The organism is Roseovarius sp. (assembly GCF_965228755.1).
In the GTDB taxonomy this organism is placed as follows: domain Bacteria; phylum Pseudomonadota; class Alphaproteobacteria; order Rhodobacterales; family Rhodobacteraceae; genus Roseovarius.
Genome location: NZ_CBDDIG010000008.1, coordinates 371,075 through 390,596, shown reverse-complemented (window position 1 = coordinate 390,596; position 19,522 = coordinate 371,075). Strand labels below are relative to the sequence as shown.

Here is a 19,522-nt window from a genome sequence, read left to right as displayed (position 1 = left end):
CCGGGGCATCTGTCATAGATAGACGCGGAACGGGTAGTTACGGGAGCCAACCGTGAAGAACGAACATCGCGGCAAGCTGACACGCGACGGGATCCGCATCCATGAGCGGGACGACTTTGCCGGCATGCACAAGGCCGGCGAGCTGGCGTCGCGTATCCTCGACGAGGTGGCGCCGCATGTGCAGGTGGGCCAGACCACCGGCGCGCTCGATCGGATGATCGAGGGCCATGTCAACAAGGCCGGGGCGACCTCGGCGACGATCGGGTACAAGGGGTACCAGCACGCGAGCTGTATCAGCGTCAACCACGTGGTTTGCCACGGAATTCCGGGAAGCAAGCTGCCGAAGTGGAAGAATGACACCAACCGGCGCACGGATGACACGCTGATGGATGGCGATATCCTGAATATCGACGTCACGGTGATCGTCGATGGCTGGTATGGCGACACCAGCCGGATGTTCGTGGCCGGCCAGCCGAAGCCCTATGCCGAGCGGCTGATGCAGGTGACCCATGACAGCCTGATGAAGGGGATCGAGGCGGTGAAGCCGGGCAACACGTTCGGCGATATCGGCCACGCGATCCAGAGCTTCGTCGAAGGCCATAAGATGAGCGTTGTCAGGGACTTCTGCGGTCACGGGCTGGGCCGGGTGTTCCATGCGCCGCCCAACGTGCTGCACTATGGCCGCCCCGGTACGGGGCCGGTGCTGGAGGAAGGCATGTTCTTTACCATCGAGCCGATGGTGAACCTCGGGCGGCCGGAGACCAAGGTGCTGTCGGATGACTGGACGGCGATCACGCGGGACAAGTCGCTTTCGGCGCAGTTCGAGCATTCCATCGGGGTGACGGCGGACGGGTGCGAGATCTTCACGCTGTCGACAGCGGGTAAATTCCACCCCACCTGGGGGTGAATCCCCTGTTCGCGGCGAATCACGGTTAATTCACTGAAAACATGGCGAAACGCGATGTCGGTATCGCGTCGGTATCACGTCGGTATTACGTCGGTATTTTTTGCCGACACCCCGGCCCGTCGGGCCGGGTTAACGCGCCGGGCGTTGCGGGTCAGTCCGGATCGGGCTCGAACACCTCCTCGATGGCGGCGCCGAACAGGCGGGCGATGGTGAAGGCCAGCGGCAGGCTGGGGTCGTAGCGGCCGCGTTCGAGGGCGTTGACCGTCTGGCGGGAGACGCCGAGCTGGCTGGCAAGGTCGGCTTGCGACCAGCCGCGCTGGCGGCGCAGTTCCTGGATGCGGTTCTTCATCCGTAGCGGATGCGGCCGATGACGGTGCCGATCACCCAGAGCGCTGCCATCAGCGGCCAGACCACGAACATCGACAGCGTCGGCAGGCCCGCCCCTTCGAGGAAGCCGTAGCCGAAGGTGAGGAGGGCGGTTCCGGCGAAGGCGAAGGCCAGCGCCTCGACCTGCAGCTTGCGCTGCATCTCGTCGAGGTGGCGGATGGTGCGGATGATGACCCCGCAGATGAAGACCGCCGGCAACATGGGGGCGAGGGAGAGGAGGATGCGGGCGGTATCGCCGTGGGGGCCGGTTTGCAGGAGCTTCTGCGAGAAGACCAGGGCGAAGGCGTAGGCGGCAAAGCCCACGAGCATGAGGGCGAGGTTGCGTTTCATCGGGCGGCCTCCTTTTGTAAAGTGTGCTTTACATTTGGGGAAGGTTGGCCGCTATGTCAAGGGTGCTTTACATCTTCGGGTTTTGAGAAGGTGGGGAGGTGGGTTTCACCCACCTTACGGTGGTGGTTTTCCGAGAGGGGTTGGGGGGCGTCGGGCGGGCGGCGGCCCGTGGGGAGGCGCTGCAACGGGATTGGTGGGCGGTTTATGGTGCCGAGCACATGTTCCCTGAGAACGTCACGCAACACCCGCCAAAGCGCCTGCCCGTGGGGACGGGCCGGCGCTCGCCCGGCGCCTTCGGCTTGATTCCGGGCGATATCCCGACAGCAATGTATGCCCCAAAACGAAAAAGGCCCCGCTGGGTGGCGGGGCCTTTCTTTGTTTCCGTCAGAGCGATGCTCATTCTTCGCGGCTTTCCGGCGTTTCGACGAAGTTGTCGAACTCGTCGCCGCCGACCACGTCGTTGGCATCCGGGGCCGCGAGCGCGGCGGCCGCTTCGGCCTCCTCGCGGCGGGCCTCGATGACCACGTTGTCGCGGCCCTGGGCGATCGAGCGGACCTTGAGGGTCGCGCCACCGGTGCCCGCCGGGATGAGGCGGCCGACGATGACGTTTTCCTTGAGGCCGACCAGCTTGTCACGCTTGCCCTGGACCGAGGCTTCGGTCAGCACGCGCGTGGTTTCCTGGAACGACGCCGCCGAGATGAACGACCGGGTCTGGAGCGAAGCCTTGGTGATCCCGAGAAGGATCGGCTCGCCCTGTGCCGGGCGCTTGCCCTTGGCGATGGCCTTTTCGTTGGCCGCGTCGAATTCGGCCTTGTCCACATGCTCGCCTTTGAGAAGCGTGGTTTCCCCGCTGTCGAGGATCTCCCACTTCTGGAGCATCTGGCGGACGACCACCTCGATGTGCTTGTCGTTGATCTTCACGCCCTGCAGACGATAGACCTCCTGCACCTCGTTGATCATGTAATCGGCCAGGGCCTCGACCCCCATGATCGACAGGATGTCGTGGGGCGCGGGGTTGCCGTCCATGATGTAGTCGCCCTTCTGCACGTAATCCCCTTCCTGAACGGGGATGTGCTTGCCCTTGGGCACCATGTACTCGACCGGCTCCAGCGACTCGTCGGCCGGTTCGATGCTGATCCGGCGCTTGTTCTTGTAGTCGCGGCCATAGCGGACGTAGCCGTCGATTTCCGCGATGATGGCGTGATCCTTCGGGCGACGTGCCTCGAAGAGTTCGGCCACACGCGGCAGACCGCCGGTGATGTCCTTGGTCTTGGCGCCTTCGCGCGGGATCCGGGCGACCACGTCGCCGGCGCTGACCTCCTGCCCGTCCTCGATCGACAGGATGGCGTCGACCGACATCGGGTAGGTGACCGGGTGACCGGCATCGTTGCGCACCGGCTCGCCATCGGCGTCGGCGATCAGGATCTCGGGCTTCAGCTCGTTGCCGCGGGGGGCGGCACGCCAGTCGGTCACGATCTTCTGGGTCATGCCGGTGGCGTCATCGGTCACCTCGCGCACGGAGACGCCGTTGGTGAGGTCGACGAAACGGGCGGTGCCGCTCTTCTCGGCGAGGATCGGCAGGGTGTAGGGATCCCACTCGAACAGCTTGTCGCCGCGCTTGACCTTGTCGCCTTCCTTGAGGAACAGCTTGGAGCCGTAGCCGATCTTGTGGCTGGCCAGCTCGGCGCCGTTGTCGCCCATGATCCGCAGTTTCATGTTGCGGCCCATGACCAGGGTTTCGCCCGACGAGTTCTCGAGCGTCTGGGCGCTCTCGTACTCGACCGTGCCTTCCTGGCTGGCTTCGAGGAACGACTGCTGGCCACCCTGCGCCACGCCGCCGATGTGGAAGGTCCGCATCGTCAGCTGGGTGCCGGGTTCGCCGATCGACTGGGCGGCGATGATGCCGACCGCTTCGCCGGTGTTGACCATGGTGCCGCGGGCGAGGTCACGACCGTAGCACATGGCGCAGACACCGTCATCGGCCTCGCAGGTCAGCGGGCTGCGGATCCGGGCGGTTTGCACGGCAGCCTGGTCGATTGCGTCGGAGAGGCGCTCGTCGATGAGCTGGCCGTTGGCGACGACCACCTCGCCCGTTGCCGGGTCGAGGATGTCCTCGGCCGCGACACGGCCCAGCACGCGCTCGGCCAGCGACGCCACCACTTCGCCGTCATTGACGGCGGCCTCGGCGGTGATCGCGCGTTCGGTGCCGCAATCGTGCTGGCGCACGATGCAGTCCTGCGCGACGTCGACGAGTCGGCGGGTCAGGTAGCCGGAGTTGGCGGTCTTGAGTGCCGTATCCGACAGACCCTTACGGGCGCCGTGGGTGGAGTTGAAGTACTCCAGCACGGTGAGGCCTTCCTTGAAGTTCGAGATGATCGGCGTCTCGATGATGTCGCCGTTCGGCTTGGCCATCAGGCCGCGCATGCCGCCCAGCTGTTTCATCTGCGTGACCGAGCCCCGCGCGCCCGAGTGCGCCATCATGTAGACGCTGTTGGGTTCCTGCACGGCGCCGCTCTCGTCGGTGATCTCGGCCGAGATGGTGCCCATCATCGCCTCGGTCACCTGGTCGTTGCATTTCGACCAGGCGTCGACGACCTTGTTGTACTTTTCGCCCTGGGTGATCAGACCGTCCATGTACTGTTGCTCGAAGCCCTTCACGAGTTCGCGGGTCTCTTCGACGATCGTCCACTTGGTGTCGGGGATGACCATGTCGTCCTTGCCGAAGGAAATGCCGGCGCGGAAGGCTTCCTTGAAGCCCATCGACATGATCTGGTCGCAGAAGATCACGCTCTCCTTCTGGCCGCAGTAGCGGTAGACGGTGTCGATGACCTGCTGCACCTCTTTCTTGCGAAGGAGGCGGTTGACCAGTTCGAAGGGCGCCTTGGCGTTGAGCGGCAGGAGCGCGCCGATACGGACGCGGCCCGGCGTGGTTTCGAACCGCTGCACCACCTCGTTGCCTTCCTCGTCGATCTGGGGAAGGCGCGCGGTGACCTTGGCGTGCAGGTGCACCTCGCCCGAGTCGAGCGCGTGCTGCACCTCGTCGATCGAGGAGAAGACCATGCCTTCGCCCTTCATGCCTTCGCGCATGATCGAGGTGTAGTAGAGGCCGAGGACCATGTCCTGCGACGGCACGATGATCGGGGCGCCGTTGGCGGGCGACAGGACGTTGTTGGTCGACATCATCAGGACGCGCGCCTCGAGCTGGGCTTCCAGCGAGAGGGGCACGTGGACGGCCATCTGGTCACCGTCGAAGTCGGCGTTGAACGCCGAGCAGACGAGCGGGTGAAGCTGGATCGCCTTGCCTTCGATCAGCACGGGTTCGAAGGCCTGGATGCCGAGGCGGTGAAGCGTGGGCGCGCGGTTCAGGAGAACCGGGTGCTCGCGGATCACCTCGTCGAGGATATCCCAGACTTCGGGGCGTTCCTTCTCGACCAGTTTCTTGGCCTGCTTGACGGTCGAGGACATGCCCTTGGCTTCGAGCCGTGAGTAGATGAACGGCTTGAACAGCTCGAGCGCCATCTTCTTGGGCAGGCCGCACTGGTGCAGCTTGAGTTCCGGGCCGGTCACGATGACCGAACGGCCCGAGAAGTCGACCCGCTTGCCGAGAAGGTTCTGGCGGAAGCGGCCCTGCTTGCCCTTGAGCATGTCGGAGAGCGACTTGAGCGGGCGCTTGTTGGCGCCGGTGATGACCCGGCCGCGGCGGCCGTTGTCGAAGAGCGCGTCGACCGATTCCTGCAGCATCCGCTTTTCGTTGCGGACGATGATGTCGGGCGCGCGCAGTTCGATCAGCCGCTTGAGGCGGTTGTTCCGGTTGATCACGCGGCGGTAGAGGTCGTTGAGGTCGGAGGTCGCGAAGCGGCCGCCGTCCAGCGGGACGAGCGGGCGCAGTTCCGGCGGGATCACCGGGATCACGGTCATGACCATCCATTCCGGGCGGTTGCCGGATTCGAGGAAGGACTCGACGACCTTGAGGCGCTTGATGATCTTCTTGGGCTTGAGTTCACCGGTGGCCTCGGCCAGGTCGGCGCGGAGCTGCTCGGCCTCGGATTCGAGGTCGATGTTCTGCAGCATCTCGCGGATCGCCTCGGCGCCGATATTGGCGGTGAAGGCATCCATGCCGTAGGCGTCCTGGGCGTCCATGAACTCTTCTTCGGTGAGCATCTGGCCGTAGGTCAGGTCGGTCAGGCCCGGCTCGATCACGACGTAGTTCTCGAAGTAGAGCACGCGCTCGAGGTCACGCAGGGTCATGTCGAGCATGAGGCCGATGCGCGAGGGCAGCGATTTCAGGAACCAGATATGGGCGCAGGGGGCGGCCAGCTCGATATGGCCCATGCGCTCGCGCCGGACCTTCTGGAGCGTGACCTCGACGCCGCATTTCTCGCAGACGACGCCGCGGTATTTCATCCGCTTGTACTTGCCGCACAGGCATTCGTAGTCCTTGATCGGGCCGAAGATGCGCGCGCAGAACAGGCCGTCACGCTCGGGCTTGAACGTGCGGTAGTTAATGGTTTCGGGCTTCTTGATCTCGCCGTAGGACCAGCTGAGGATGCGTTCCGGGCTGGCCAGCGAGACCTTGATTTCGTCGAACACCTTGGCGGGGGCCGCAGGGTTGAACGGGTTGTTCGTGAGTTCCTGGTTCATGTTCAAATCCTTTGATCGGGTAAGGAGGAAGCCGTTCGGCGGTGGTGGGTTGGCACCCCCCCTACGGATCGCAGGGTGGGCCTAACTCACCGGAGTGCGCCGTTACTCGTCTTCCTCCTCGTCCAGGAGTTCCATGTTGAGGCCGAGGCCGCGGACTTCCTTCACCAGCACGTTGAAGCTTTCGGGCACGCCGGCCTCGAAATTGTCCTCGCCCTTGACGATCGACTCGTAGACCTTGGTCCGGCCTGCCACGTCGTCGGATTTCACCGTCAGCATTTCCTGCAGGGTGTAGGCCGCGCCGTAGGCTTCCAGTGCCCAGACCTCCATCTCGCCGAACCGCTGGCCGCCGAACTGGGCCTTGCCGCCCAGCGGCTGCTGGGTGACGAGGCTGTACGGCCCGGTCGAGCGTGCGTGGATCTTGTCGTCGACAAGGTGGTGCAGCTTGAGCAGGTACTTGACGCCGACGGTCACCTTGCGGCTGAACTGTTCGCCGGTGCGGCCGTCATACAGGATGGACTGGCCGCTTTCGTCGAAGCCCGCGCGTTTCAGCGCGTCGTTCACGTCAGGCTCTTTCGCACCGTCGAAGACCGGGGTCGCGATCGGCACGCCACGGGTGACGTTGCCGGCGGCTTCCACCAGCCCTTCCTCGGACATGGGAGCGATGCCTTCTTCGTAGACATCGTCGCCATAGGCGATCTTCATCGCCTCGCGGACCGGGGTCAGGTCGCCCGAGCGGCGGTATTCCTGCAGCGCCTCGTCGATCTTGATGCCGAGGCCGCGGGCCGCCCAGCCCATGTGGGTTTCGAGGATCTGGCCGACGTTCATCCGCGACGGCACGCCGAGCGGGTTGAGGCAGAAGTCGACCGGGGTGCCATCCTGAAGGAAGGGCATGTCTTCCATCGGGACCACCTTGGAGATGACGCCCTTGTTGCCGTGACGGCCGGCCATCTTGTCGCCCGGCTGAAGCTTGCGCTTCACGGCGATGAAGACCTTGACCATCTTCATCACGCCCGGCGGCAGGTCGTCGCCGCGGCGGACCTTCTCGACCTTGTCCTCGAAACGGGCGTCGAGGGTGCGTTTCTGCGCCTCGTACTGCTCGTTCAGGGCCTCGACGATCTGGGCGTCCTTCTCTTCCTTCAGCGCAAGCTGCCACCACTGGCCGCGCGAAAGCGTTTCCAGCAGCTCCTCGGTGATTTCCGAGTTGGCCTTGACGCCCTTGGGCCCCTTCACGGCGACCTTGCCGAGAATGTGGTCCTTCAGACGGGCGTAGATGTTGCGCTCGAGGATGGCGAGCTCGTCGTCGCGGTCACGGGCGAGGCGTTCGACCTCTTCCCGCTCGATCTGGAGTGCGCGCTCGTCCTTCTCGACCCCGTGGCGGTTGAAGACGCGAACCTCGACCACGGTGCCGTAGTCGCCCGGCTTCACGCGCAGCGAGGTGTCGCGCACGTCGGAGGCCTTTTCGCCGAAGATGGCGCGGAGGAGTTTCTCTTCCGGCGTCATCGGGCTTTCGCCCTTGGGGGTGATCTTGCCCACGAGGATATCGCCCGGCTGCACGTCGGCGCCGATATAGACGATGCCCGCCTCGTCGAGGTTGCGCAGGGCTTCCTCGCCGACGTTGGGGATGTCGCGGGTGATCTCTTCCGGTCCGAGCTTGGTGTCGCGGGCGGCGACCTCGAATTCCTCGATATGGATCGACGTGAACACGTCATCGCGGGCGATGCGTTCCGAGATCAGGATCGAGTCTTCGAAGTTGTAGCCGTTCCACGGCATGAATGCCGTGACCACATTCTTGCCGAGTGCCAGTTCGCCCAGGTCGGTCGACGGGCCGTCGGCGATGACCTCGCCCTTGCCCACGGTGTCGCCCACCTTCACCAGCGGCTGCTGGTTGATACAGGTGTTCTGGTTCGAGCGCTGGAACTTGCGCATGCGGTAGATATCCACGCCGGGATCGCCGATTTCGAGATCCTCGGTGGCGCGGATCACGATCCGCTGGGCGTCGACCTGGTCGATCACGCCGGCGCGGCGGGCGAGCACCGAGGCGCCCGAGTCGCGCGCGACGACGCCTTCGATGCCGGTGCCCACGAGCGGGGCCTCGGACCGGAGCGTCGGCACCGCCTGACGTTGCATGTTCGAGCCCATCAGCGCGCGGTTGGCGTCGTCATTCTCGAGGAACGGAATGAGCGAGGCCGCGACCGAGACCAGCTGTTTGGGCGAGACGTCGATCAGGTCGACATGCTCGACCGGGGCCAGCATGTATTCGCCCGACTGGCGGGTGTTGACCATCTCGTTGACGAACTTGCCGTTGTCGTCGAGCGTGGCGTTGGCCTGGGCGACGGTGTGGCGCATTTCCTCGGTGGCGGACATGTAGGTCACGTCGTCGGTGACCTGCCCGTCCTTCACGCGGCGGTAGGGCGTCTCGATGAAGCCGTACTTGTTCACGCGGGCGAAGGTGGCGAGGCTGTTGATCAGGCCGATGTTCGGGCCTTCCGGCGTCTCGATCGGGCACATCCGGCCATAGTGGGTCGGGTGAACGTCGCGCACCTCGAAGCCCGCGCGTTCGCGCGTCAGGCCGCCCGGCCCGAGCGCCGAGAGGCGCCGCTTGTGGGTGACCTCGGACAGCGGGTTGGTCTGGTCCATGAACTGCGACAGCTGCGAGGAGCCGAAGAATTCCCGTACCGCGGCCGCCGCCGGCTTGGCGTTGATCAGGTCCTGCGGCATGACGGTGTCGATCTCGACCGAGGACATACGCTCCTTGATGGCGCGCTCCATACGGAGGAGGCCGACGCGGTACTGGTTCTCCATCAGCTCGCCGACCGAGCGCACCCGGCGGTTGCCGAGGTGGTCGATGTCGTCGATGTCGCCCTTGCCGTCGCGCAGTTCCACGAGCGCCTTGACGCAGGCCACGATATCCTCGCGGTCCAGCGTGCGCTGGGTGTCGGGCTTGTCGAGGTTGAGGCGCATGTTCATCTTCACGCGGCCCACGGCGGAGAGGTCGTAGCGCTCGCCATCGAAGAACAGCGTGTCGAAGAGAGCCGAGGCGGCCTCTTCCGTCGGCGGCTCGCCCGGGCGCATGACGCGGTAGATATCCATGAGCGCGGTTTCGCGGTTCATGTTCTTGTCCTGCGCCATGGTGTTGCGCATGTACGGGCCGACATTGATGTTGTCGATGTCGAGCACGGGAATATCCGTGACGCCCGCCTCGATCAGGTCCATCACCGTGCCGCCGGTGATTTCGCCGTCCTTGTCGCGGGTGATCGTCAGCTCGTCGCCGGCCTCGACATAGATCGCGCCGGTTTCCTCGTTGATGATGTCTCGCGCCACGAAACGGCCCGCGATCTGCTCGAAGGGAACGAGAAGCTCTTTCACGTTGCCGTCGTCGATCAGCTTCTTGACGGCGCGGGGCGTGATCTTCTTGCCGGCCTCGGCGATCACCTCGCCCGAAGCGGCGTCGATCAGGTCATAGGTCGGCCGGGTGCCGCGCACGCGGTTGGGGAAGAACTTGGTGACCCAGCCCTTCTTCTTTTTCAGCTTGTAGTCGACCGTATCGTAATACGCGTTCATGATGTCTTCCTGATCCAGCCCGAGGGCATAGAGCAGGGTGGTCACCGGCAGTTTCCGGCGACGGTCGATCCGCGCGAAGACGATATCCTTGGCGTCGAATTCGAAGTCGAGCCAGGAGCCGCGATAGGGAATGATCCGGCAGGCGAAGAGCAGCTTGCCCGAGGAATGGGTCTTGCCCTTGTCGTGGTCGAAGAACACGCCGGGCGAACGGTGCATCTGGGAGACGATCACGCGCTCGGTGCCGTTGACGACGAAGGTGCCGTTCGGGGTCATGAGCGGCATGTCCCCCATGAAGACATCCTGTTCCTTGATGTCCTTGACCGAGCGGGCGCCGGTATCCTCGTCGAGATCGAACACGATCAGGCGCAGGGTGACCTTCAGCGGGGCGCTGTAGGTCATGTCGCGCTGCATGCACTCATCGACGTCGTATTTGGGTTTTTCCAGCTCGTAGCTGACGAATTCCAGCACGCTGGTTTCGTTGAAATCCTTGATCGGGAAGACCGACTGGAAAACCCCCTTGATGCCTTCGCCGTCCTGCGGGTCGGGCTGGTCGCCGGAGTTCAGGAAAAGGTCGTAGGAGGATTTCTGAACCTCGATGAGGTTCGGCATCTCCAGCACTTCGCGGATTTTGCCATAATATTTGCGGAGACGTTTCTGGCCGAGATAGCTCGCGGGCATAAGGGCGCTGTCCTTGTACTCACGCCACTTCGCGGGGCGGCAACCGGCGAAGTGACTGTTCAGGCGGTTCGGTGTCCCATTCCTGTGCAGCGTGCCAGGCTGAACGCTCGGACATCGAAACGCACCTAGCCAAACCTGCGTACGTACAGGTTTGGCAAGATGCGTTAAGTGAGGTGATCTCGTAGCATCATATTTGTTCGGACCGCAAGGGCGTCAAGGGCGGTTTCTCGCTCACGTATGGTTTACCTTGCTTCCCTTCGGGTTTTCAGCGGGACCGAGGGCGGCATCGAGGCCCGCCCAGGCGGATTTGACGGTGGTTTCGAAGGCGCTGCGGGAATATTTCCTGGCAATCACGGCCGAGGCGGCACGGCGGAGCGAATCAAGGCGGGCCGGGTCGCGGTCATACTCGGTAACAGTGGCGCGGGTGGCGTCGATCAGGGCGGCGAAATCGGCGTCGGGCACCTTGATGCCGGTGGTGGCGTCGAAGAATTCCTCTCCGCCGATGCCGGCATAGCCGATGGTGATGCAGCCGGCCTTCATCGCCTCGGCCGGGGGCAGGCCGAAGCCCTCCTGTTCCGAGAAGGAGAGGAAGATGAGCGCCTCGCGCAGGGCGGCGGCGACCTGGCCGGGGGGCAGGCCGTCGATCGGCGTCAGCTCCCACCGCTTGAGTTCGGGCAGGGCGGCCAGCGTGTCGGCGACGAAGCGGGCCTGTTCGGGGCGTTTGCGGGGCATGTAGGCGATGCGGCGCTGCTTGGCCTCGGTATAGTCGAGGCCGGGCTGGTCCACCGGGAGGGTGATGCGCTCGGCCGGGCCGGGATAGGCGTGGCGGAGGGCGGCGTGGCAGGCCTCGGAGATGGAGAAGGCGGCATCGACCTTGCCCATGACATTGCCGGTCTTGTCCCAGTGGCGGGCCAGCAGCAGGCCGAAGCCGTTCTGCACGGCCAGCACGAGGGGGTTGTCGGGATAGACGCGGGCGATTTCGGTCAGGCAAAATTCGGGGGCGACAATGACATCGCCCGGCCCGGGGCGGCGGAAAGGGTTGGCGCCGCTGCGGGGCAGCAGGCCGGAGAGCTTCTGCTTCAGGCGGGTCAGGCGGCGTTCGAACGGGTTGGCGAGCGAGGCGAGCGCAGGGTCGTGGAAGGCGTCGCCGGTGTAGGGCCAGAAGCGGTAGGTATAGCCGGGCGAGGCGTAGAGCGGCGCGGCGTCATAGCCGGCACGGCGCAGCACCTCGATGATCTGGAGCAGCACGTTCACGCCGCCGACCGGCTTGGCCACCTCGGGCAGCGGGAAGAGATATGTGCGGCGGGCGGTCATGCGGGACGGATCGGCCTGGGGTTACATGGAGGCGGGAGCGTGTCCCCTGCCCTTTCAATGCACAAAGGCACGCCGCGGGGGGCGTGCCTTTGCAGATGAACCGGGAACCGGCGGCGCGGCGTGATCCGTCGCACCGCCGGGCCTGATCACTTGAGCTCGACTTCTGCGCCAGCTGCTTCCAGCTTGCTCTTGAGGTCTTCTGCTTCGTCTTTGGAAACCTGTTCCTTGACGGCCTTGCCACCGGCTTCGACCAGTTCCTTGGCTTCTTTCAGGCCAAGACCGGTGATTGCGCGCACCTCTTTGATGACGTTGATCTTGGAAGCGCCAGCGGACTTCAGGATCACGTCGAATTCGGTTTGCTCTTCACCAGCGTCGCCACCGGCGTCGCCACCGGCCGGGCCGGCCATCATGACGGCGCCGCCAGCGGCGGGCTCGATGCCGTACTCGTCTTTCAGGATGGTTTTCAGTTCTTGTGCCTCGAGAAGCGTCAGACCAACGATCTCTTCGGCGAGTTTCTTCAGATCAGCCATTTTACAGCTCTTTCCGTTTTCCAAGTTTGTGTTCCAACGTCGGGCGATTGCCCCACACGCGGGATGTTCCAGTTGCGCTTATGCAGCTTCGGCCTTCTCTTCGATGGTCGAAAGGATGCTCGCGATGTTCGAGGCAGGTGCGCCAATGGCCCCGGCAATGTTCGAAGCGGGTGCGCCGATGCAGCTTGCGATCTGAGCGATAAGCTCGTCGCGCGAGGGCATCTTCGACACGGCTTCGACACCGGCCCGGTCCAGGGGATCCGAGCCCATTGCCCCGCCAAGGATCTCGTAGTTCTTGTTATCCTTGGCGAAGTCCTCGGCGACCTTGGCTGCTGCCACAGGGTCTTCCGAGAAGGTGAGCACGGTCATGCCCGTGAGGTAATCGGCAATGCTTTCGCACGGCTTGCCCTCAAGGGCGATCTTGGCGAGCCTGTTCTTGGCAACGCGAACGGATGCTTCGGCCGCGCGGGCGCGAGCGCGAAGATCCTGCATTTCTGCAACCGTGAGACCCGCGTAGTGGGCGACCACTACAACGCCAGAGCTTTCGAAGATCTGGCCGAGTTCCTCGACCACTTTCTCTTTCTGGGCTCTATCCACAGTTTCACTCCAAATTTGGGGGTTGCCCCCCGGCTCAGTTCTGGCGGGTTGCCCCGCCGTTCGGGTCCAATTTCAGGGTCCCGAGACCAAGATCACCCGAAGGCAGGGCCTTCGCATGGAATCTCAACTCGTTCCCCATCTCAGGAAGGAATTATTGGGCGGATGCCCAACCCTCCATCTCGGACAGGACGAGACCACCTTGGCGGCCCCGCCATTCGCCCCGGCCCCTAGAGACCGGAGGCAAATTCTCAGGCGTCGGCCAGGCTGGCCGCGTCGCCCACGTCGATCGAAACGCCCGGCCCCATGGTCGAGGTGAGCGAGATCTTCTTCATGTAGGTGCCCTTGGCGCCGGCCGGCTTGGCCTTGTTCACCGCGGTCACGAAGGCGCGCACGTTCTCGACCAGCTTCGCCTCGTCGAAGGAGGCCTTGCCGATGCCGGCATGAACGATCCCGCCCTTGACGGCCTTGAACTGCACCTCGCCGCCCTTGGCGGCCTTGACGGCGTCGGCCACGTCCATCGTCACCGTGCCGACCTTGGGGTTCGGCATCAGGTTGCGCGGGCCGAGGATCTTACCCAGGCGGCCGACGATCGGCATCATGTCCGGCGTGGCGATGCAGCGGTCGAAGTCGATCTTGCCCGACTGCACGGTTTCCATCAGGTCCTCTGCGCCGACGATGTCGGCACCGGCCTTCTCGGCCTCTTCGGCCTTGGGGCCGCGGGCGAAGACGGCGACGCGGACATCCTTGCCGGTGCCGTTGGGCAGGCCGACGACGCCGCGGACCATCTGGTCGGCGTGGCGGGTGTCGACGCCGAGGTTCAGCGCGATCTCGACGGTTTCGTCGAACTTGGCCTTGGCGTTGTTCTTGACCAGCGCGACGGCCTCTTCGACGGTCACGTTCATCTTGCCTTCAAAGGCCTCGCGGGCGGCGCGGGTGCGTTTTCCGAGCTTTGCCATCTTACTTCACCTCGATGCCCATGGAGCGTGCGGAACCGGCGATGATCTTCATCGCGGCTTCGACGTCGTTTGCGTTGAGGTCCTTCCACTTGGCCTCGGCGATTTCGCGCAGCTGTTTCGGCGACACGGTCGCGACGGACTCGCGGCCCGGCGTCTTGGCGCCGGATTTCAGCTTGGCGGCCTTCTTCAGGTAATAGGACGCCGGCGGCGTCTTGATGTCCATTTCAAAGGACTTGTCCTGATAGTAGGTGATGACGGTCGGGCACGGTGCGCCCGGTTCCATCTCCTGCGTCTTGGCGTTGAACGCCTTGCAGAATTCCATGATGTTGATACCGCGCTGACCAAGCGCCGGACCCACGGGCGGGGACGGGTTCGCCTGACCTGCGGGCACTTGCAGCTTCATCGTGCCTGCGAGTTTCTTGGCCATGAGGCCTCTCCTTTACTTCCAACTTCCCGGGGGCGCGCCCCTGCGGGATCTTTGTTGTGTGGTCCGGTCCGCGCATCGCGATGCGCTCGCCTTCCACTTCGGCATCCCGGGAGACCCGGGCATTTCGGGCGCGGTCAGCCTTGCTTGGTGACCTGCGTGTATTCCAGCTCGACCGGGGTTTCCCGGCCGAAGATCGACACCATCACCTTGAGGCGCTGGTTGTCGTCGTCGACTTCCTCGACCATGCCGTCGAAATCCTCGAACGGGCCGTCGTTGACCTTCACCTTCTCGCCCACCTCGAAGGAGATGAGGGTGCGCGGTGCTTCCTCGCCTTCCTGGACGCGGTTCAGGATGGCGTTCACCTCGGCGTCGCGCATCGGCATCGGGCGGCCCTGCGGACCAAGGAACCCGGTGACGCGGTTGATCGAGTTGATCAGGTGATAGCCCTTGTCCGACATTTCCATGTGGACCAGCACGTAGCCCGGCATGAACCGGCGCTCGGCCGTGACCTTCTTGCCGCGGCGCACCTCGATCACTTCCTCGGTCGGCACGAGAACCTCGTCGATCTCGTCCTCGAGGCTTTGCTCGGCAACGGATTGTCTGATCTGCTCGGCAATCTTCTTCTCGAAATTCGAGAGAACGCTAACCGAGTACCACCGTTTTGCCATCGTTCAACCAAGTCCTGTCAAGCCCGGCGCGATGCCGGATATATTCGTGTTTTCAGGCCCTTGGCCCGAAGTCCCCGAAACAAAAAGCGGCGCGCAACACGAATCGCCGCGCGCCATGTATCGGAGTGTCGGCTGGCCTACCCCCAAACCGCCTTGAAATCAAGGGCAAGGGGGTGAATTTCTGAGGCTCAGCCGAAGAAGCCCAGGACACCCGTCAGCCCGGTGCGGATCAGCAGGTCGACCAGGGCGAAGAAAATCGCGGTCAGGGTGGCCATGATGAAGACCATGACCGTGGTCAGGAACACCTCGCGCCGGGTGGGCCAGACGACCTTTGCGACTTCCGAGCGGACCTGCTGGATGAACTGAAGCGGATTGGTCATTGCCATGTGCGGATATGCCTGTAGCTGAATGCGCGTTGCGGGCGGACATACGCGCAGCCCCGCGCGAATTCAAGTGTCCAGACAAGACCCGCCCGGGAAACCGGGCGGGTGTGACCCGTTGAGGCGTGCCAGTGGAAGGGTTCAGGAGGTGCGCATGCCGCCGTGGCGGGGGGCGCGGGCCCGGGCGACCGGCTGTGACATGTCGGGCAGCGCGAGGCTTTCGGCCAGGCTGTCGGGAAGGTAGTCGAGCACGGTGTCGAGCCGCAGGGCGGCGCGGTCGATCGCGCGGCGCATCCGTTCCGCGGAGACCGGGCGGCGGCGGGCGAAGCGGTGCCAGTGCCCGGCGGTCACGAGGTAGCGCAGCGTGTGAATCGCCAGCACGGCGAACCACGCGAAGACGAGGATGGCCCCGCCCAGGTGGATCGGCCAGAAGAAGGCGATGAGCACCAGCGCGACGGTGGCCGCGTGACGCGGGCGGATGCGCGAGAGCGGGCCGGTGCGGGGTGCCTCGGCCTCTTCATCCTCCTCGGCGGAGAAGGCGGCGCGCAGGCGCTGCTCCTCGCTGAGGTCTTCCTGGGGTTCGAGCGGCGGCAGCGACCGGGCGCCCTTCGGCTGGGGCGTCGGCTGCGCGGCGGGCTCGGGCGTTGCGTCGGCAAGCGCGGGCTCGGCACGGCCGTCGCCCTGCATCAGCTGGCTGATGTAAAGCTCGGCGTTCTTCTGCGCGACATCGTCGTTCGACGCGTCCTCGGGCGGCGGGCTTTGCAGCTCGACGGAATCGTGGGGCAGGTGCGGGTTCGTTTTCGAAAGGACAACAAACTTGGTCATGGCAGCACTCGTTCAACTTGTCTGACGCCCCCACGCCTGCCCCGGTGCCGGCGCCCATTCGGGCCGCGCCGGGAACGGGGGTTTTTCTGTGGTTCAATTATGGCGCAAATGTGGCATTTATCGGACTGAATTGTGGAGCGCCGCATTTTCGCCCCGTTTCGGCCCCATTTTCGGCAACACTGATTTCGCTGGGAAAAAACTGTTTCCGGTGCCGGGACGATGGGAAATTTCCCCTGTCGAGACTATCCACGATTCGATTCGAATCGTATTCATCCATGGCGGGTGCGCATGCGTGAGGACGCCCGCAAAAGGGGCGTTTCCGGAGGGTCGGTGTGTCTGGAGGAATGGCAGGGGCAGCAGGGCTCGAACCCGCGACCTACGGTTTTGGAGACCGTCGCTCTACCAGCTGAGCTATACCCCTTCGCAAGCGAAGCCCCGGATACGGCAACGCCTGCGAAAGTTCAAGCCCGATTTCGGGGAAGGCGGGGGATTCCGGGCGGGAGCGGATTACCCGGTCGCCGCGCGCTCGAGCGCGGCAAGGTCGGCCCCGCAGATCGCCGCCTCGTGGGCGAGGATGCGGTCGATCGGCCAGTCCCACCAGGCGATGGCGAGCAGGCGGGTGATGGTGGCGGCGTCGAAGCGGGTGCGCACGAGGCGTGCCGGGTTGCCGGCGACCAGCGTGTAGGGCGGGACATGCCCCGCCACCACGGCCCCCGCCCCGGCGATGACGCCGTGGCCAAGCCGGGCCCCGGGCAGCACCCGCACCCCCTGCCCCAGCCAGACGTCATGGCCGATTACGGTGTCCGGATCAGGTTTTTGCGGCAGCGAGGGGCGGCCCGCCTCGAGCCCGCCGTCGAAGACGGCGAAGGGAAAGGTCGAGAACCCGTCGCGCCGGTGATTGGCCGAGGCGGTGATGAAGGTGACGCCATCGGCGATCTGGCAGAAACGGCCGATCTGCAGCCGCTCGGGCGAGCCCGGGTAGAGGTAAGGCGCCAGGTGCGCCGCCCAGTCCTCGGGCGGGACATGGGCGCTGGCGTATGTGTAATCGCCCACCTCGATGCGCGGATGGTCGATGGCGTTTTTCAGGAAGACGGTGCCGGTGTGGACATGGCCGTCGGGAAGGGTCAGCGGATGGCGCGTATCGGCGCCGGGAAAGGGGCGGTGCATGGCAAGCCTCGCGATAGATCGGTCCGGGGTCGGGTTAGGCGATCAGGCGGCTTGGTCCATGGTTCCCTCCATTGGCTGCGGGAGGCTGATAGCAGGGGGGCGGCGAAAAGGAAAGGGCGCCGCAAGGGGCGCCCTTTCGAAGTCTTGAAGCGATGCCTGCGCGGCGATCACTCGATAATTTTGGACACGACACCCGAACCCACGGTGCGGCCGCCTTCGCGGATGGCGAAGCGGAGGCCGTCTTCCATGGCGATCGGGGCGATCAGCTCGACACCGAACTTCAGGTTGTCGCCGGGCATGACCATCTCGGTGCCCTCGGGCAGGGTCACGGTGCCGGTCACGTCCGTCGTCCGGAAGTAGAACTGCGGGCGGTAGTTGGCGAAGAACGGCGTGTGACGGCCGCCTTCATCCTTGGTCAGGATGTAGACCTCGCACTCGAACTTGGTGTGCGGCGTCACCGATTTCGGCTTGCACAGCACCTGGCCCCGCTGGATGTCGTCACGGTCGACACCGCGCAGCAGCGCGCCGATGTTGTCGCCGGCCTCACCGCGGTCGAGCAGCTTGCGGAACATCTCGACGCCCGTGCAGGTCGTCTTCTTGGTGTCCTTGATGCCGACGATCTCGATCTCGTCGCCCACGTTGATCACGCCACGCTCGACACGGCCGGTCACAACCGTCCCGCGGCCGGAAATCGAGAACACGTCCTCGATCGGCATCAGGAAGGGCTGGTCCACGGCGCGCTCAGGCGTCGGGATGTACTCGTCGACGGCGGCCATCAGCTCGGCGATCTTGTCCTTGCCGATGTTGTCGTCGCGGTCTTCCAGCGCGGCCAGGGCCGAACCGGCCACGATCGGCACGTCGTCGCCCGGGAAGTCATAGGCCGACAGAAGTTCGCGCACTTCCATCTCCACCAGCTCGAGCAGCTCCTCGTCGTCGACCTGGTCGACCTTGTTGAGGAACACCACCAGCGCGGGCACGCCCACCTGGCGGGCCAGCAGGATGTGCTCGCGGGTCTGCGGCATCGGGCCGTCGGCCGCGTTCACCACCAGGATCGCGCCGTCCATCTGGGCGGCACCGGTGATCATGTTCTTCACGTAGTCGGCGTGGCCGGGGCAGTCGACGTGGGCATAGTGGCGCGCCTCGGTCTCGTACTCCACGTGCGCGGTCGAGATGGTGATCCCGCGCGCCTTCTCTTCCGGCGCCGCGTCGATCTGGTCATACGCCTTGAACTCGCCGAACTGCTTGGTAATCGCCGCGGTCAGCGTCGTCTTGCCGTGGTCAACGTGCCCAATCGTGCCGATGTTCACGTGCGGTTTCGAACGGTCAAACTTTTCCTTTGCCATATCTCGGGGCGCTCTCATGCTGTTGGGGGGCCAGACGGCCCGAATTGATACTCCGCGCGCATTTATTGGGTTGCGCGGGGGAAATCAAGCGCTTCCTGCGAACGCCGGCGCGGGGCGTCCGCAGGGTCGGATGGGGCCGCGCCGGGGCTTTCGCCGGCCTCGGCGGCCGGGGCCGGCGCCGGTTTCGGCGCGGTCCTGGCGGGCGGTTCCTCGGGGGCGGGTGCCGGTTCCGGTGCCGGTTTGGCCGGTGTGCGCGGCTTGCGCGCCGGGCCGCTGTCGAACCAGCCCTTCGCCCGTTTCTCCTTCCGCAGCCATGTCTCGATCTGCTTGGCGGCGTTGCGGGCGAGGTTCTGCATCTGCTCGTCGCGCGTCAGGGTCAGGCCGGAGCCCACCACGGTATCGGCGGAGAAGCTTTCGGCGACGGTGATCCGCTTGGGGGCGGGGTTGAGCTTCCTGCCCGCCGCATCGTCCCAGAGATTGACGTTGAGGATCAGCAGGGATTTCGGCGCGGCGACCACCGGGATGCCGGGCTGGGCCAGCACGTAGCCGTCGACGCTGATCCCGAGGTGATAGAGGCGCGTGCCCTCGTACCGGCCGAAGCGCTCGTCGACCGCCGCCTTCATCACCGCGATCCATTCCGCCTTGCTGGCCTCGCGCGAGAACGGGCCCTTGAAGAGCTTGGGCGCGACCACGACGTTGTGACCGAGGTGAAAGTCGCCGAGATCCGCCGGGGGGGCGTCGAGATCGCCGGCATCGGTGCAGGCGGCGAGGGCCAGCGCGAAAAGACAGACAACGATCAGACGCGGCATCC

General features: G+C 64.9%; 16 protein-coding genes and 1 tRNA gene. 1 reads left to right on the top strand and 16 read right to left on the bottom strand.

The features are described from left to right. Positions 1-52: 52 nt before the first annotated feature. A complete protein-coding gene (gene map, locus ACO07J_RS15685; RefSeq protein ID WP_422030625.1) occupies positions 53-907 on the top strand; it encodes a type I methionyl aminopeptidase in 855 nt (284 codons plus the stop codon). 151 nt (positions 908-1,058) lie between these two features. Here the strand turns inward: map and ACO07J_RS15680 are convergent, their stop codons facing one another. The 16 genes from ACO07J_RS15680 to ACO07J_RS15605 form a co-directional block, all read right to left on the bottom strand. Beyond that, on the bottom strand, positions 1,059-1,256 hold the full coding sequence (locus ACO07J_RS15680) for a helix-turn-helix transcriptional regulator (RefSeq protein WP_422030623.1): 198 nt from the start codon (positions 1,254-1,256) through the stop codon (positions 1,059-1,061). Continuing rightward, entirely contained in the window at positions 1,253-1,624 is a 372-nt protein-coding gene (locus ACO07J_RS15675) for a hypothetical protein (protein ID WP_422030622.1), read from the bottom strand. Before ACO07J_RS15675 ends, ACO07J_RS15680 begins: the two co-directional genes overlap by 4 nt. Positions 1,625-2,020: 396 nt before the next feature. After that, positions 2,021-6,265, bottom strand: a complete 4,245-nt coding sequence (gene rpoC / locus ACO07J_RS15670) for a DNA-directed RNA polymerase subunit beta' (protein ID WP_422030620.1) — start codon at positions 6,263-6,265, stop codon at positions 2,021-2,023. Positions 6,266-6,367: 102 nt separating this feature from the next. Continuing rightward, positions 6,368-10,504 carry a DNA-directed RNA polymerase subunit beta gene (gene rpoB / locus ACO07J_RS15665; RefSeq protein WP_422030618.1) on the bottom strand — a complete coding sequence of 1,379 codons (4,137 nt, stop codon included), beginning with the start codon at positions 10,502-10,504 and terminating at the stop codon, positions 6,368-6,370. A gap of 231 nt (positions 10,505-10,735) precedes the next feature. Further along, complete coding sequence (locus ACO07J_RS15660; protein WP_422030616.1) at positions 10,736-11,818, bottom strand: glycosyltransferase; 1,083 nt, start codon at positions 11,816-11,818, stop codon at positions 10,736-10,738. Between the two features lie 146 nt (positions 11,819-11,964). Next, a complete protein-coding gene (gene rplL / locus ACO07J_RS15655; RefSeq protein WP_350130851.1) occupies positions 11,965-12,348 on the bottom strand; it encodes a 50S ribosomal protein L7/L12 in 384 nt (127 codons plus the stop codon). A gap of 78 nt (positions 12,349-12,426) precedes the next feature. Then, complete coding sequence (gene rplJ, locus ACO07J_RS15650) at positions 12,427-12,945, bottom strand: 50S ribosomal protein L10 (protein WP_300896465.1); 519 nt, start codon at positions 12,943-12,945, stop codon at positions 12,427-12,429. Positions 12,946-13,193: 248 nt separating this feature from the next. Continuing rightward, positions 13,194-13,901, bottom strand: coding sequence for a 50S ribosomal protein L1 (gene rplA, locus ACO07J_RS15645; RefSeq protein WP_422030613.1), 708 nt, complete (start codon positions 13,899-13,901; stop codon positions 13,194-13,196). A gap of 1 nt (position 13,902) precedes the next feature. Beyond that, entirely contained in the window at positions 13,903-14,328 is a 426-nt protein-coding gene (rplK, locus tag ACO07J_RS15640) for a 50S ribosomal protein L11 (protein ID WP_350158542.1), read from the bottom strand. 134 nt (positions 14,329-14,462) lie between these two features. After that, a complete protein-coding gene (gene nusG, locus ACO07J_RS15635; RefSeq protein WP_300896468.1) occupies positions 14,463-14,996 on the bottom strand; it encodes a transcription termination/antitermination protein NusG in 534 nt (177 codons plus the stop codon). A 188-nt stretch (positions 14,997-15,184) separates the two neighbouring features. Continuing rightward, positions 15,185-15,382: a preprotein translocase subunit SecE gene (secE, locus tag ACO07J_RS15630; protein ID WP_057816445.1), complete on the bottom strand. Its 198-nt coding sequence runs from the start codon at positions 15,380-15,382 to the stop codon at positions 15,185-15,187. A 135-nt stretch (positions 15,383-15,517) separates the two neighbouring features. Then, complete coding sequence (locus tag ACO07J_RS15625; protein ID WP_422030610.1) at positions 15,518-16,201, bottom strand: hypothetical protein; 684 nt, start codon at positions 16,199-16,201, stop codon at positions 15,518-15,520. Positions 16,202-16,546: 345 nt separating this feature from the next. After that, positions 16,547-16,622 (bottom strand) — tRNA-Trp (locus tag ACO07J_RS15620). A gap of 86 nt (positions 16,623-16,708) precedes the next feature. After that, positions 16,709-17,368: a CatB-related O-acetyltransferase gene (locus ACO07J_RS15615; RefSeq protein ID WP_422030608.1), complete on the bottom strand. Its 660-nt coding sequence runs from the start codon at positions 17,366-17,368 to the stop codon at positions 16,709-16,711. Positions 17,369-17,535: 167 nt separating this feature from the next. Then, a complete protein-coding gene (tuf, locus tag ACO07J_RS15610; RefSeq protein ID WP_422025827.1) occupies positions 17,536-18,711 on the bottom strand; it encodes an elongation factor Tu in 1,176 nt (391 codons plus the stop codon). Between the two features lie 62 nt (positions 18,712-18,773). Next, positions 18,774-19,520, bottom strand: a complete 747-nt coding sequence (locus ACO07J_RS15605; RefSeq protein WP_422030606.1) for a hypothetical protein — start codon at positions 19,518-19,520, stop codon at positions 18,774-18,776. Positions 19,521-19,522: the final 2 nt, after the last annotated feature.

Coding starts and splice junctions, on each gene's coding strand:
- ACO07J_RS15680 (WP_422030623.1), bottom strand. CDS start 1,256: ATGAAGAACCGCATCCAGGAACTGCGCCGCCAGCGCGGCTGGTCGCAA.
- ACO07J_RS15675 (WP_422030622.1), bottom strand. CDS start 1,624: ATGAAACGCAACCTCGCCCTCATGCTCGTGGGCTTTGCCGCCTACGCC.
- rpoC (WP_422030620.1), bottom strand. CDS start 6,265: ATGAACCAGGAACTCACGAACAACCCGTTCAACCCTGCGGCCCCCGCC.
- rpoB (WP_422030618.1), bottom strand. CDS start 10,504: ATGCCCGCGAGCTATCTCGGCCAGAAACGTCTCCGCAAATATTATGGC.
- ACO07J_RS15660 (WP_422030616.1), bottom strand. CDS start 11,818: ATGACCGCCCGCCGCACATATCTCTTCCCGCTGCCCGAGGTGGCCAAG.
- rplL (WP_350130851.1), bottom strand. CDS start 12,348: ATGGCTGATCTGAAGAAACTCGCCGAAGAGATCGTTGGTCTGACGCTT.
- rplA (WP_422030613.1), bottom strand. CDS start 13,901: ATGGCAAAGCTCGGAAAACGCACCCGCGCCGCCCGCGAGGCCTTTGAA.
- rplK (WP_350158542.1), bottom strand. CDS start 14,328: ATGGCCAAGAAACTCGCAGGCACGATGAAGCTGCAAGTGCCCGCAGGT.
- nusG (WP_300896468.1), bottom strand. CDS start 14,996: ATGGCAAAACGGTGGTACTCGGTTAGCGTTCTCTCGAATTTCGAGAAG.
- secE (WP_057816445.1), bottom strand. CDS start 15,382: ATGGCAATGACCAATCCGCTTCAGTTCATCCAGCAGGTCCGCTCGGAA.
- ACO07J_RS15625 (WP_422030610.1), bottom strand. CDS start 16,201: ATGACCAAGTTTGTTGTCCTTTCGAAAACGAACCCGCACCTGCCCCAC.
- ACO07J_RS15615 (WP_422030608.1), bottom strand. CDS start 17,368: ATGCACCGCCCCTTTCCCGGCGCCGATACGCGCCATCCGCTGACCCTT.
- tuf (WP_422025827.1), bottom strand. CDS start 18,711: ATGGCAAAGGAAAAGTTTGACCGTTCGAAACCGCACGTGAACATCGGC.
- ACO07J_RS15605 (WP_422030606.1), bottom strand. CDS start 19,520: ATGCCGCGTCTGATCGTTGTCTGTCTTTTCGCGCTGGCCCTCGCCGCC.